Origin of the sequence: Pseudomonas putida (genome assembly GCF_001941965.1) — a bacterium.
In the GTDB taxonomy this organism is placed as follows: Bacteria; Pseudomonadota; Gammaproteobacteria; order Pseudomonadales; family Pseudomonadaceae; genus Aquipseudomonas; species Aquipseudomonas putida_L.
Genome location: NZ_MKZO01000036.1, coordinates 384,206 through 397,309, shown reverse-complemented (window position 1 = coordinate 397,309; position 13,104 = coordinate 384,206). Strand labels below are relative to the sequence as shown.

Sequence of the window (13,104 nt, the reverse complement as noted above, 5' to 3'; positions counted from 1 at the left end):
CCCCTGATTGTTACGTATATGGAACATGGACCCTGCTTTCCTGACCTATCGCCTTTCCAAGCAGATTCGCCAACGCCGTCTGAATCTCGGCATGACCCAGGCGGATCTCGCCAACCTTGCAGATTTGACCCGCCAGAAAGTCATCGCCGTGGAAAAGGGCAGCCTGTCAGTTGGCATGTACGCTTACGCCAAAGTGCTTGGCGCGTTGGATTGCGAACTCAAGGTGCTTCCGGCGATGCTGCCTACCTTGGACGAGGTGCATGACCTGTTCGATTGATCGGGGCTTTCCAGCGGTTGCGCCTTTTTACCCCCGCCGCCCCCGATACTCACTTGGCGACACCCCGAACGCACTCTTGAACGCCCGGGAAAAATGGCTCAAATCCTTGAACCCCCAGCTCAGCGCGATATGGGTGATCTTCACCTCGCTCTGCAGGATCGCTTCTGCGCAGCGGCTCAGCCGACGCTCAAGCAGGTAGCGCCCCACACTGGTCTCGAACTGGGCGAACAACCGGTGCAGATTGCGCACCGAAGTCCCCACCGTCGAAGCAATGCGTTCCGGGCTCAGGGTTTCATCCGCCAGATGCCGTTCGATCACCGCCTTGGCCTTGGTCATCAGGGCCGGCGGTGGCGTGTCGACAGGCTCGCCCTGGCGCGGCGTCAGTACCGGGCGCAGCAGGGCGAGGATGGCGTCCAGCACGGCCTCGGCTTCGCTGCTGGCCAGATTGCGGTTGTCCACCAACTGGCTCATCAGCATCGCGCTCATGCCACCAATCGCCGAAGTCGCCTCGATGCGCTGGTTCAGGCGCAGGCGCTGTTCCTTGAAACGCTGCAACACCTCGCTGCGCGGCAGGATCACTGACACCTGGTCGCTCAAGCCACGAAAGTAGAAATCGCTCGGCCGCGCCACATCCAGCAGCACCAGGTCGCCCCGGCCCAGGCGGGTTTCCTGGTCGCTGTGGCGGATCAGCGCTTCGCCATTCAACTGCATCACCAGGTAGAAGAAGTCCTTGTCGTCGCCGCGAATATCCCGCAGCGAGCGGTGCACGTGGGAGCAGTTGCTGGTGATGCGCGCCCCTTCGATGCGGCTGCGCCGGCTGTCCAGCGCGGTGACCGCGCCCTGGAAGCTGGTGATGCGATCCGCGGGCGGCTCGACATGGAAGGTCCCGCAACTGCTGGCCAGATCGCCATGCCAGACCTCGAAACCCTCGCGCCCTTGAAACAGATTGGCGTGCTGCAGATTCATGCTTCACCTCGGGCCGGCTGAGACCGGTGTTGTTCTTGTGGTGCGCCGTCCAGGCTGGCGCCGAAGCTTTTTCATATTTACTAACATGTTAATCACTTTATCAAGTTGCCCGCCGCGAACCGCGACGGCTGGCACCCCAAACCAAGCGCCTGGCGCTGTGAACAGTGGTCGCGCAACGGAGCAGGGCTTTTAATCGAGGCTCATCTTCCGCCACTGCGTAACCGGCCATGAATAACAACAACAGCCAGCATTTGCAGCAAACCTTGCGCTGGACCGATGCCTTCGCCCTGTCGATGGCGGTGTCCGGCTCCATCTTCGCCTCCTTCGGCTTCGCCCTCGGCGTGCTTGGCCCGATCGGCGCCCTGGCGCTGTGGGTCGGTTCGGCGACCATCGGCGCGTGCCAGAACTGGATCTTCCTCGAAGTCACTGCGATGTTCCCGGACAAGCCCGGCGGCATCGCCATGATCGCCACCGAAGGCTGGCGCCGACGCTGCACCCTGGTCGGCCCGCTGGCGTCGTTCGGCTACTGGCTGGGCTGGTCGGCCGTGCTGTCGATCGTCAGCGTCAGTGCCGGCGCGCTGATCCAGGCGCAGTGGTTCGCCGACCAGACCTGGAGCTACAGCTTCGGCCCGCTCAGCGTCGGCCTGCCGCAAGTGATCGGCGCCGGCCTGTTGCTGGTGTTCTGGCAGTTCAACCGGCTTGGCGTGCATATGGCGGCATCCGTTTCCAAGTACATGGGCGCGCTGTTGCTGGTGCCGATCCTGGTGCTGGCGGTGTCGCCGGTGTTTGGCGACGGTTGGAGCCTTGAGCGTTTCCGTCACGCCCTGGACGAACCGCTGGTGCTGGACTGGAGCTTCTGGCGCACGGCGCTGGTCTGGTTGTTCCTGGTCAGCTGGAGCGCCTACGGCACCGAGATGTGCGCCGCCTTCGGCCCGGAATACCGCAGCCAGCGCGATATGCGCCTGGCCCTGCTGACCTCCGGCACCTACACCGTGCTGGTGTTCGCCGCCGTCGCCTTCGGCCTCGGCGGGTTGGTGGACCGGGAAACCGCATTGGCCAACCCCAGCGGCTTCTATATCGATGCCTTCAACGCCGTGGTCGGCAACGGCTTCAGCGACTTCTTCATCGCCGCCTTGCTGGTCGGCCTGTTCATGGGCCTCAACGCCGCCCTCGCCGACGGTTCCCGCGCCCTCTACGGCATGGCCCTGGAAGGCCTGACCATCCGCCAGCTCGGCACCCTCAACAAGCACCAGGTGCCGGGGCGCTGCATGAGCGTGGCGGTGGTGCTCAACCTGGCGATGATCTTCCTGCTGTCCTCGCCGCTGGCCATGCTGGTGACCGCCAATATCGGCTACCTGGTGGCGATCTTCTTCGCCCTGTCCGGCTTCATCCTGCTACGCCGAGATGCACCCGACCTGCCGCGCCCGGTGCGCCTGGGCCGTGGCTGGATCCCTGTGGCCTGGGTACTGAGCCTGTTCACCGCCGCCGTGGTGGTGGTCGGTACCGCCTCTGCCGAGCTGGCGGGCTACGGCGGCATCAAGGAAGTCGCCACCGGCATCGGTGTGCTGCTGCTCTCGCTGGTGCTCTACGCCGTTCGCCGCCTGCAGGATCGTCAGGCTGGCGAAGGCGCGATATCCCGTTAACCGCTTCCCGCATGACAAGAACAAGGTGACCCCATGCTGTCCGTCGAAACCCCTACCACCTACTACACCGCTACCCGCAAGTACGACCTGAAGTTTCCTGATCTTGAGCAGGATCTGGACGCTGAAGTTGTCGTCATCGGTGGTGGTTTCTCGGGGATCAACACCGCCCTGGAACTGGCCGAGCGCGGTGTCACCGATATCGTCGTGCTGGAAGCGCGCTACCTCGGCTTTGGCGGCTCCGGTCGCAATGGCGGGCACATCATGGCCGGCATCGGCCACGACCTGGAGAAGATCCGCAAAAGCGTCGGCGACGAGGGCTTGCAGGCGGTGTTCGAGATCAGCGACCTCGGCTCGTCCATCATCCAGTCGCGCATCGCCAAGTACGGCATCGACGCCGATTTCCGCCACGGCTACGGCTACCTCGGCTTCAACAAGCGTCAGGGCAAGCTGCTGCAGGCGTGGGAAAAGGAGTTCAAGCAGCTCAGCCCGAACCACGACATCGCGTATCTGGAAGGCAGCGAAGTGCGCAGCATCGTCGGTTCGGAGGTCTACACCTGCGCCCTCAAGCACATGGGCAACGGCCATCTGCATTCGCTGAACATGCTGCTGGGTTCGGCCAAGGCGCTGGTGGCGCTGGGCGGGCGGATCTACGAAAACACCCCGGTGCTGGAAGTGACTTACGGCGACACCATCCATATCCGTACGGCCAAGGGCTCGGTGCGGGCGAAGAAGATCCTCTGGTCCTGCGGCGCCTTCCTCGACCGCATGGAGCCGGAGCTGGACAAGAGCATCGTCAATACCTACGCCTTCCAGTTGGTCACCGAGCCGCTGCCGGAGGCTTTGATCCAGCAGATCAGCCCGATCCGCGGGGCGTTCAGCGATATCCGCCCGGTCATCGAGTACTACCGGGTGACCAACGAAAACCGCCTGCTGTTCGGTTCGGCCACGCGGCTGCTCGAATACATCCCCAACGACCTCAAGGACTGGAACCGCCAGCTGATGCTCAAGGTGTTCCCGTACCTGGAGCCGGTGCGCATCGATCTGGCCTGGGGCGGGCCGATGGAGTGCACCGCCAACCTGTTCCCGCAGATCGGCACCTTGCCGGGACGGCCCAATGCCTACTTCGTCCAGGGCTACTCCGGCTTTGGCGTGACGCCGAGCCATGTCATCAGCCAGGTGGTGGCCGACGGCATGACCACCGGCTCGCGGCACTGGGACGTGATGAGCGCGATCCCGCGCACGCGCATCCCGGCCAAGGACAGCCTGCGCAACCTGATCTGCACCTTCGGCAAGGTCAGCCACCAGCTCGCCGGCTACCGCAACGGTCGTCGCTGACCGCCGACGCCTTTTCCCGACCGCCCCCACCCGGGGGCCTCCAACTTCGACCGAGAGGATTCGAACATGCCTGATGCTGCCCTGAGAAATGCCCTGCAAGCCCGTCTCGAACTGCTGCAACAGCTGTGGGAGCGCCGCGACGGCAACGCCATCGTCCGTGAGCTGTACACGGAAAACACCGAGATCACCGGCGCCGGCAGCGATGCGCTGTACCACGGCACCGAGAAATTGCAGGCGCTGCTGGCCGTGCTGGTCAACGACTCCCGTGGTGCCTCGATCCGTATCGACCGCCTGGCCGAACTGGGCGAGGGCGCGGCCTACACCTGGGTTACCTGGCGCGTGCTGCCGCTGGCGGGCGACGCCTTCTCGATGAAGAGCCTGTTCGTCTGGCGCCTGATCGGCGGTGACTGGCGCGTGGTTGCCGACATGTACGCCGAAGGCGAAATTCCTGCCTGACTTTTCCTGGGGACTGACGATGCGAAAACAACAATTACAGGCATCCCTGCCACTGCTTCTTGCGCTCTCGCCGATGGCCGGAGCGGTCACGCTGTACGAAGACACCGACACCGAACTGTCTGCCAAGGTGCAGGGCGCCGTCGGGGTTTTCCACAGCGGGGAAAGTTATGCACAGACCGGCATGCGCGAGGCGGGCAGCGTCAATTGGCAGGAAGCCACGTTGCACTATGGGGTCGAGTTCAAACGCCGAGGGATTGCGGCGGGTGAAGTGTTTGGCGGGCTCGACTGGGTCAGCAGTGCCAGCTTTGGGGATGGCGACGCGGCGGGCTGGACGGTGGGGGATGAGCGCACCACCAAGGTCGAGAACGCTTATCTCGGCTGGCGCAGTGACCTGCTGGAAATCTCTGGCGGGCGACAGAACGTGGTGGTCGGGGATGGCTTCCTGATCTCTGGCGACGCACTGAATATCGGCAAGGGCTTGCTCGATGGCGAGGTCAATCGCGGTGGCGCCTACTACCTCACCGGGCGCAAGGCCTTCGACCAGACGGCCATTGTGCGCTGGGGTGGCAAGGAGGGCTGGCGTGGTGACCTGATGTGGCTCAAGTCCGACAACCCGGCACAGGCCAGGCCTGAATTGTCCGTGGCGACGCTGGAGCATGTGGTCGAGGTTGGGACCGTGGGGCTTACGGCGATCAAGGTCAGTGATACCGATCAGGAACTGGCCGACATCCTCTATCCCGAGCGCAAGGGCATGAAGCTCTACAGCGTGCGCGGGCAGGGCAATGCCGGGGTCAGCGACCTGTTCCTGGCGGGGGAGCATGCCTGGGAGCGCAAGTCTGGCGGGCAGGAAAGTGCGTGGTACCTGGAGGCGGGCTGGACCTTCTCGCAGTTGCCGGGCAGGCCGGTGGTCAACTACCGCTACAGCCGCTTCTCGGAAGGCTATGACCCGTTGTTCTACGGTAATGGCCGGGCGCTGGGGACCTGGTTCCAGGGCGAGGTGGCGTCCAACTATGCCGGGCCGTTCAACAGCAATACCCGGGTGCAGCATGTCGGGGTCAAGGCGGCGGTGAGCGATAGCGTGAATGTCGGGGCGCTGTTCTATGACTTCGACACGATCGACCGCAGCCTCGGCAATCGCGATGCGCGGGAGCTGGATGTATATGCCGAATGGGCGGTTGATGAGCACTGGAGCGTGTTGCCGTTGGTGGGGTATTACAAGCCGACGCGGAGCGCGGAGGCGGGTGGGAGTCAGTTTGGGACGGCGCGGGGGAATGTGTATGGGCAGGTGTTGTTGGTCTTTGGGTTCTGAGTTCAGTACTTGAGACCGCCACGACCGGTGTAGGAGCTGGTTTACCTGCGATGGACCGCGTCAGCGGTCCCAAAACCATCCTGCACGAGTCTCTTTCATGTGAGGTCTCATCTTCACCGCGACGGCCTGATCGTATTCATCCATTGATGCGGCGTGACAGGTCTTGGGACCGCTGACGCGGTCCATCGCAGGCAAGCCAGCTCCTACAAGGTCGTGGTGTACCCGGTCGTGTGGGAGCCGGCGTGGCCGGCGATGAGGCCCTTGGTTACAACACAGATTCAGCTTCTTGCCTGGAAAAAACTGCATACACAAAACCAGCTTTTCAGGGCTGTGATGAATATGTGATCTGCCTATGGTTATCCGGCCAACATCTACCGGAGAACCTCCATGAAATTCCCCATCGTTATCCACAAGGACCCCGACTCGGACTACGGCATAACCATCCCCGATGTCCCAGGCTGTTTCAGTGGTGGCGAAACTGTCGACGAGGCGATAGGTAACGCTCAAGAAGCGCTGGCCCTGCATTTCGAAGCGCTGGTCGCCGATGGCGATTCTTTACCGCAAGGCACCTCCATCGAGACCTGGCAGACTGACCCCAATTACGCTGGCGGCGTATGGACTCTGGTGGAAATCGACATCACTCCATACATTGCCAAGGCTGGCTCCTGACCTCAGTCACCCGATAACGCGTGCTCCGACCACCCCCCGGAAGCTTCTCCAGGACACCTTTATCCAGCAGATCCGCCAGATGGCGAGTGGCCGTGGCCTTGCTGACCTTGGCCACGGCCTGATACTGCGCTGCGTTGATCCCGTCTTCGAATCCCTTCGCGCCGCCGTCCAGCAGGCGATTGATCACCTTCAATTGCTCGGCCGATAGCGGCGTTTCTCTGTGTGCCTGCCAGAACCGTGTCTTGTGCAGCACCCGGTCGATGGTGGCGAGGGCCTGGGCTATGGAGTCCAGCAGGATTTGCAGGAACCAGCTCAGCCAGTCGGTGATATCCAGCGAGCCTTTCTGCGTCTGCTCGAGGATGCGGTAATAGGCCGGGCGATGCTCAAGGATGCTCGCCGACATGGCGTAGAAGCGGATCGCCTGTTGGTCGCCCTGGGCCAGGGCGAGGTCGGTGAGGGCGCGGGTCAGGCGGCCGTTGCCGTCGTCGAAGGGATGCAGGGTGACGAACCACAGGTGGGTGATGCCGGCGCGCAGCAGCGGGTCGAGGGTTTTCGAGTCGGTGTTGAACCAGTCGATGAAGGTTGCCAGGTGATCTTCGAGGCCGAGGCGAGGTGGGGCTTCGAAATGCACAGTGGGGCGGTCGATGCGGCCGGAGACGACCTGCATGGGCTCGTCGCCGCGCAGGCTGCCGACTTGCAGGGGGCGGTGGGCAAGGGCGTTTTCCGGATTCGGGAACAGCAATTCGTGCCAGTTGAACAGGCGCTTCAGCGTCAGGGGCTGGTCGGCGTGCTCGATGGCGTTGAGCATCAGTTCGGCCAGGCCTTCGCTGCGGGCGGTGGTCGGGCCGGGTTCTTCCACGCCCAGGCGGCGGGCGAGGGAGGAACGGACGGAGCTGGCGTTGAGGGTTTCGCCCTCGATGGCGGAGGAGGTGAGGATGTTTTGCAGGAGGGCGTCGAGCATGCTCTGGCGGCTTTGCTCGTCGTCTACCGAGCCCATCTTGCCCAGGAGCAGGCCCTGTTGGCGGACGCACTGGCGCAGCAGGTCGGTGAGTTGATCTGCTTGCCAAGTGAAGGCTGGCCATTGCGGGTGTTGCCAGATCCAGGTGGGGGCCATTTTTTGCCTCTGAGCCGAATACGTATGCTATTCGGCTCATTTAGTGAGCCGAATAGGAAGTTTATTCGGCTCACGGGGGTTGGCAAGTCCTGACCCCGCATCAATCTCAGTCAAAGCAGGCGGTGTGGGAGCGAGCTTGCTCGCGAACGGCGGCGAAGCCGTCGTAAAACCTGAGTCCCGGTTCTGCCTGACACTCATTGCGGGCACTGTTTCCTTGCCTGACCCGGAGATGAAATGTAGGCTCTCGCGGTCGCTGCGGTTTGGCGATCCGGGTTTGGTCGCCTGGAATTACACAGTAGTCGTGCAGATGCCTGACTTCCCTTTGCTGACGTTTCTCAACGTCGGCAATGCCGTGTTATGGCAGCTGTGCGTAGGAGGGCTTCGGCCCTGCCGGGTTCCTACTGTGTCCGGTCGACCAACCTGCGTACAGTTGCCACCCTATTGTTTGGTCGCAAGCGGGTGGCGGATCGAATCACAGTAGGGAGTTTCACCATGAACAAGATCGTTCCAGATCCACCCCGCGCCATCTTTGGCAAAACGGCCATGGTCGCCTTCGGGCACTGCAAGGCTGGCCATACCCCGATGTTCACCGTCCGTGCGGAAATCGACACGGAAGATGCCCTGGTCCATGCATCCCTGTTGATAAAAGGGATCTACGACACCCTCCAGCAACTCACCGAATTCGCCGAAGACGTGCCCAAGAACGGGCTGCTCTTCTCGTCGTTGTATTCGGCGGAAATGGCTAAAGGCCTGGTGGATGCGGTGATCGACGGCATCGAAATGGGGCGATTGCGGGTAAGTGCCCAGTAGCTCGGCACGGGAAGGCTCGCCTGCGGGTGAGCCTTCTTAAACAGGCAACTTTTCCAGAAAACGCATCAGCAGACTCTCTTCCGCGCGTAGTCCCTTGCGCGCAGCGGCCATGCGCAGGCCGGCCAGTTCTCCCGCATGGAAGGCCTCGATCAGCGCCGGATGGATGTAGCACTTGCGGCACACGGCCGGGGTGTTGCGCAGCTCCGCCGCCACTTCCTTGATGATCCCCACCACATGCTTCTTCGCCGCGGTTTCCGGCTGCCATTCCAGCTCGCGCAACAGGGTCAGGGCCAGGGCACTGCCGGCCCAGGTGCGGTAGTGCTTGGCGGTGAACTCGGCGCCGGTCAGTTCCTGCAAATACCGGTTGATATCGCTCGACGTCACGCTATGCCGCTCGCCGTGTTCGTCCAGGTACTGGAAGAGTTGCTGGCCGGGGAGCTCCAGGCAGCTCTTGATGATCCGGGCCAGGCGGCGGTCATTGACGCTGACCTCGTGCTCGATGCCGCTCTTGCCGCGGAAATGGAAACGGATGGTGCTGCCGGTCACCTCGACGTGGCGGTTGCGCAGGGTGGTCAGGCCGTAGGAGCGGTTCTGCTCGGCGTAGCGGGCGTTGCCGATGCGGATCAGGGTTTCGTCGAGCAGGTGGATGACCGTGGCCATGACCTTCTCGCGGCTGTGTTCGGGGCGGGCGAGGTGTTGTTGCAGGGTGGCGCGCAGGTCCGGCAGGGCTTTGCCGAAGGCCAGCAGGCTGCCGTATTTGTCCGCGTCGCGGATCTCGCGCCAGCGCGGGTGGTAGCGGTATTGCTTGCGGCCCCGGGCGTCGCGGCCAGTGGCCTGGAGATGGCCGGCGGGGTCGGGGCAGATCCACACGTTGGTGTAGGCCGGGGGGATGGCCAGGGCGTTGAGGCGGGTGATTTCGGACTGGTCGCGGATGCGGTCTCCGGATGGGGTGAAGTAGGCGAACTTGCCACGGAGCTTGCGGCGGGTGATGCCGGGGGCGGTGTCGTCGACGTAGTGGAGGCCGGGGGGGAGGAGGGGGAGGTCGCTCACTTTGGGGGCTCGCTTGGGAACGATGCTGGTATTGGGTTAGCCCGGTTTGGAGGGGATTTAGTTCAAGGGATTCGTTGGGGGAGTCATATTTCGCGACGATTTTCTGGGTGAGTTGGGGGCAGAGTCGCCTAGGCTGCTGGGCAGCCTTGGACTGAGAGGCGCTTGGGCCAATAAAGGAGTGGATGAAATGGCATCAATGAAACGACCTCGCCTTCGGGCTGTTCAGCCGCATCCGGGCAAGCGCTTGGAACTGGTCTTCACCAACGGTCAGCGCTTCGAACTCGACATGAGCGATGCGCTTGCAGCGTATCCAGGGCTGGCACCTCTTTCCAAAGGCAAGGCATTCGAAGGCGCCACGTTAGGTGACGGGGGATGGACTGTTGAATGGCCAGCGCTGGATATCCAGATCGGCGCAGACACCTTGTTGCTGGACGCGCTTGCCCAGACTGCGCCCGATGAAAACACCCGGATCTTCATCCGCTGGCGGCTGCGGCATCGGATGACGCTCGAACAGGCTGCTGATGCACTTGGCGTGAGTGCCCGGAGTATTAGCAGGTACAGCAGCGGGCGTGAAGTTGTGCCAAGAACGTTGGCGTTGGCCTGCCTTGGGTGGGAGGCGTTGGAGCAGAAAGCTGCCTGACTGCTCGCTCAGGCCCTGGCGTTGCTCAATGCCTGCACCCAGCACTGTTCGGAACAGCGCGAACATTGCAGGCTCTGACCTGCTTGCAGCGTCGCCAATTCCCCGCAGTGAAAGCAGGCGTGCAAGCCGTCGTGCTCCGGCTGGTGATGCACTGCCTTCAGGCTCGGCGGCAAGACGGGCAAGCCCGGGCGGGTTTCGTCCTTTTCGTAGAAATACAGGCTGACGCCGCCGTTGATCTCGACGATGCCCAGGCGCACCTGGCCCAGGTGCTCCACGCCACCCTGGCGCAGTTCCATGAGGAATTCGTCGTGGGCGATATTGCCCTTGTTCAGGGTTTCCAGTTCGAAACGGCCATCCCGGATCAGGATGAAAGGCTCTCCCTCGAGCCAGCGTTGCAGGTGGTGATAGCGACTCAACAGGCGGGTAGTGAGGCGATAGGCGATGCCCATGGCGACGAATACCATCAGCACCGGCAGGATCGGCACGTCGTGGTAGAAGGTCACGTCGCCGGCAGCAGAGCCCAAGGTCAGGATTACCACCAGTTCGAACAGGGAAAGCTGTTTCACCCCGCGGCGGCCGGCGACTTTGAGGAAGATGAAGACCACTGCATAGGCAAGCAGGGTGCGGACCATGACTTCGCCGAGGAAGGCCAGGGGATGGTCGTCGAGGAGCATGCGGGGCCAGTCGAAAGCGGTCATGTGGGCGGCGGAGTCAGTGGCTGATAATGGCTTAGCCCCCTGTTGAGTGCTTTTAGTTCAAGTGGTCCTGGTTAGAGAGCTCAGCCGGGCATCGGGCGGGCTTGCGGGTCAGTTAACGACGCTGCTTCAACTCTTTAACCCGCTTGATAACGTACTGCTCGAAGAGTGGATGGTTCACTACCTGCCCATACTGCTGGTAGTTATCAAACGCCCGGTAGATGGCCCCACAGATATCCTGTTCGCTCAGCGCTCTGGACTTGTTGAATGCGCCGGCAAGTACAGCGTTGATGCTTTGAAGGTTCGCTCTCATCCCGGTGTCATCCAGGATAGTGCCGTAGATTTCCCGCCAAGGTCGTGAATCGATTTCTGCTATATCTCGCCCGATGAATGTCCAACTCACATAGCATTGCCCATCGATCTCAAACGTTTCATAGCGATTGTTTGCTGCGAAGTACGCTGGATCGATCAAGGCCCCCTCTTCAGGTTGGTAATACGGCGCTGTTGGAGAGCGCTTTGCTTTCAACAGACGAGAGCTGTTGTCGACCTGGAGGCAGATCACAGGCGATGGCAAGGATTTGAAAAGCTTGTAGAACGTCGCTTCCTGGGAGGTGCCTGCTGTCGCATGCACTGTGCGGAAGTACTTCTCCACGCTTCCAGCTCGCTCGAACTGGAGAGCCAGCCAGTCCGAAGGCATCAGCAGTTCGGCAGCAAAGCGATTGGCTTCGGCTTCCATCTGTGCATACGCAGCGTCCGCGTGACCCGGGTCAAGGTGCGAGACGATGGTGCCGGTGTGCCAGGGAATGACGATGTGCCCAATTTCATGAGCCAGGGTGAATTTTCGGCGCGTTGGGGCCGCGGCGGAATTGACGAGAATCTGGGGGCGCTGTTCGCCACCGATGCCAATGGTTATGCCGTCAACACCGTAGGGAAGATTGAGGTAGTCTAGATCGCCGTACTCGGCAGCAAGTGCGTCGAGATCAAAAGGGGGGAGGAGTCCGCGAATGGCTAGAACCCTTCGTGCCATTTTCTCCTCTGGCGCCATCAGATCCTGCCAGCGCTACGTAGCCAGGCTTCCACCTTGGCGGCTTCACCTACCGAGCTTGCCCGGGCCGCCATCGTGAATCTGTCTTGATCCAGTTCCTGTCGAAGCGAGGTGCCGCGCTTCCTGGCGGTCAGCACAAAAGGCAGAACGGAAGGCGTCGTTGCCCACAATTGGTACTCTTCCCAGCTCATGCCGAGGTATTCGTGCAGCTCCATGTCTGCGCCTGCGCGCCCTTCATGCCAGTCCTCGACGAATCGATCGATTTCCTCTTCCAGCACGTCGCCTTCCAGGCAAAGCTCGACAAAATTCATATGAACCTCTCAGTTCGGTTTGATCCGACGCCCACGGACCGGGGGCTTCAGGGCTATGCCTGTCTCAGGGCAGACCGAACCGAGGTGGTAGCCGCGTCGGTCAAATACCTCGAACTCCCCGTGCAGCGAATCCCATGAGAAATATCGCTGAGTTCTGGCATCAAAGTAGTACTTGCGACCCCCTTCCACAAACGCAACGGGTAGACCGCTGACAATCGAGGGAGTAGGCCGGGGTTTTCCGCCCATCCAACATTCCTTTTCCCGACGTGGGACCGGCATGATCGCCGCTGAGGGATGGGATTCTATCGCATGTGATTTCTGAAGCTCCGCGCCTGTTCGATCAAATTCGTATCGAGCTGTAGCAGAATAAAGATAAGACGCCAAAACGAAAAAACCCGCCAATAGGCGGGTTTTCGCAGGCTTCAGTACTACTGAAACCTAATATGGTGCCGGCACCAGGAATCGAACCCGGGACCTACTGATTACAAGTCAGTTGCTCTACCATCTGAGCTATACCGGCAGTAGGCGCGCTATTATAGCGATCGGTTTGGTTCTGTAAACCTCTTCCTTGAAATCGTGTTGGAAGCCCCGTAGATCGGGGCTTTTGGCGTTTTGGGCTGGGTGTTTTCTGGGCAGTGCTGCGGAGGTTGGGGACCGCTTTGCGGTCCTTCGCGGGCAAGCCTCGCTCCTACCTGGGTTTCGGTGATTGTGGAGATTGGGGCTGGTCAAGCAGGGCGCTGGTTTGGCGGGGTTTTGGTGGGGGATTCACCATTGCAATCGCTGG

At 61.7% G+C, this 13,104-nt stretch carries 14 protein-coding genes, 1 tRNA gene and 1 pseudogene; 8 read left to right on the top strand and 8 right to left on the bottom strand.

Annotation, left to right across the window (positions count from 1 at the left end; translation table 11 throughout):
* Positions 1 to 25: 25 nt before the first annotated feature.
* A complete protein-coding gene (locus tag PSEMO_RS21345; RefSeq protein WP_075804948.1) occupies positions 26 to 277 on the top strand; it encodes a helix-turn-helix transcriptional regulator in 252 nt (83 codons plus the stop codon).
* Between the two features lie 27 nt (positions 278 to 304).
* Here PSEMO_RS21345 and feaR read toward each other — a convergent pair whose 3' ends face one another.
* Entirely contained in the window at positions 305 to 1,243 is a 939-nt protein-coding gene (gene feaR / locus PSEMO_RS21340; protein ID WP_075804947.1) for a transcriptional regulator FeaR, read from the bottom strand.
* Positions 1,244 to 1,470: 227 nt separating this feature from the next.
* On the opposite strand from feaR, the gene PSEMO_RS21335 reads away from it, so the two are divergent.
* The 5 genes and pseudogenes from PSEMO_RS21335 to PSEMO_RS21315 form a co-directional block, all read left to right on the top strand.
* A complete protein-coding gene (locus PSEMO_RS21335) occupies positions 1,471 to 2,886 on the top strand; it encodes an APC family permease (RefSeq protein WP_075804946.1) in 1,416 nt (471 codons plus the stop codon).
* Between the two features lie 33 nt (positions 2,887 to 2,919).
* Complete coding sequence (locus tag PSEMO_RS21330) at positions 2,920 to 4,221, top strand: NAD(P)/FAD-dependent oxidoreductase (protein ID WP_075804945.1); 1,302 nt, start codon at positions 2,920 to 2,922, stop codon at positions 4,219 to 4,221.
* 66 nt (positions 4,222 to 4,287) lie between these two features.
* Entirely contained in the window at positions 4,288 to 4,677 is a 390-nt protein-coding gene (locus tag PSEMO_RS21325; RefSeq protein ID WP_075804944.1) for a nuclear transport factor 2 family protein, read from the top strand.
* 19 nt (positions 4,678 to 4,696) lie between these two features.
* Complete coding sequence (locus tag PSEMO_RS21320; protein WP_075804943.1) at positions 4,697 to 5,986, top strand: hypothetical protein; 1,290 nt, start codon at positions 4,697 to 4,699, stop codon at positions 5,984 to 5,986.
* A gap of 387 nt (positions 5,987 to 6,373) precedes the next feature.
* Positions 6,374 to 6,646 (top strand): annotated as a pseudogene (locus tag PSEMO_RS21315) (type II toxin-antitoxin system HicB family antitoxin); the annotation flags it as partial.
* On the opposite strand, the gene PSEMO_RS21310 reads toward PSEMO_RS21315, so the two are convergent.
* The gene (locus PSEMO_RS21310) at positions 6,624 to 7,769 is read right to left on the bottom strand and encodes a Fic family protein (RefSeq protein WP_075804942.1); all 1,146 of its coding nucleotides are present in this window, start codon (positions 7,767 to 7,769) and stop codon (positions 6,624 to 6,626) included. The pseudogene PSEMO_RS21315 and the gene PSEMO_RS21310 sit on opposite strands and share 23 nt — an antisense overlap.
* 492 nt (positions 7,770 to 8,261) lie before the next feature.
* On the opposite strand from PSEMO_RS21310, the gene PSEMO_RS21305 reads away from it, so the two are divergent.
* Positions 8,262 to 8,579, top strand: a complete 318-nt coding sequence (locus tag PSEMO_RS21305; RefSeq protein WP_075804941.1) for a DUF3077 domain-containing protein — start codon at positions 8,262 to 8,264, stop codon at positions 8,577 to 8,579.
* A gap of 36 nt (positions 8,580 to 8,615) precedes the next feature.
* Here the strand turns inward: PSEMO_RS21305 and PSEMO_RS21300 are convergent, their stop codons facing one another.
* A complete protein-coding gene (locus PSEMO_RS21300) occupies positions 8,616 to 9,629 on the bottom strand; it encodes a DNA topoisomerase IB (RefSeq protein ID WP_075804940.1) in 1,014 nt (337 codons plus the stop codon).
* 187 nt (positions 9,630 to 9,816) lie between these two features.
* On the opposite strand from PSEMO_RS21300, the gene PSEMO_RS21295 reads away from it, so the two are divergent.
* On the top strand, positions 9,817 to 10,269 hold the full coding sequence (locus PSEMO_RS21295; protein ID WP_075804939.1) for a DUF2442 domain-containing protein: 453 nt from the start codon (positions 9,817 to 9,819) through the stop codon (positions 10,267 to 10,269).
* An 8-nt stretch (positions 10,270 to 10,277) separates the two neighbouring features.
* Here the strand turns inward: PSEMO_RS21295 and PSEMO_RS21290 are convergent, their stop codons facing one another.
* The 5 genes from PSEMO_RS21290 to PSEMO_RS21270 form a co-directional block, all read right to left on the bottom strand.
* Entirely contained in the window at positions 10,278 to 10,967 is a 690-nt protein-coding gene (locus PSEMO_RS21290; RefSeq protein ID WP_075804938.1) for a DUF421 domain-containing protein, read from the bottom strand.
* 112 nt (positions 10,968 to 11,079) lie between these two features.
* Positions 11,080 to 12,009, bottom strand: a complete 930-nt coding sequence (locus PSEMO_RS21285) for an ImmA/IrrE family metallo-endopeptidase (protein WP_256721166.1) — start codon at positions 12,007 to 12,009, stop codon at positions 11,080 to 11,082.
* Entirely contained in the window at positions 12,009 to 12,320 is a 312-nt protein-coding gene (locus PSEMO_RS21280; protein ID WP_075804937.1) for a hypothetical protein, read from the bottom strand. Before PSEMO_RS21280 ends, PSEMO_RS21285 begins: the two co-directional genes overlap by 1 nt.
* A 9-nt stretch (positions 12,321 to 12,329) precedes the next feature.
* Positions 12,330 to 12,566: a colicin E3/pyocin S6 family cytotoxin gene (locus PSEMO_RS21275; protein ID WP_075804936.1), complete on the bottom strand. Its 237-nt coding sequence runs from the start codon at positions 12,564 to 12,566 to the stop codon at positions 12,330 to 12,332.
* Between the two features lie 198 nt (positions 12,567 to 12,764).
* Positions 12,765 to 12,840, bottom strand: a tRNA-Thr gene (locus tag PSEMO_RS21270).
* Positions 12,841 to 13,104 lie beyond the last annotated feature (264 nt).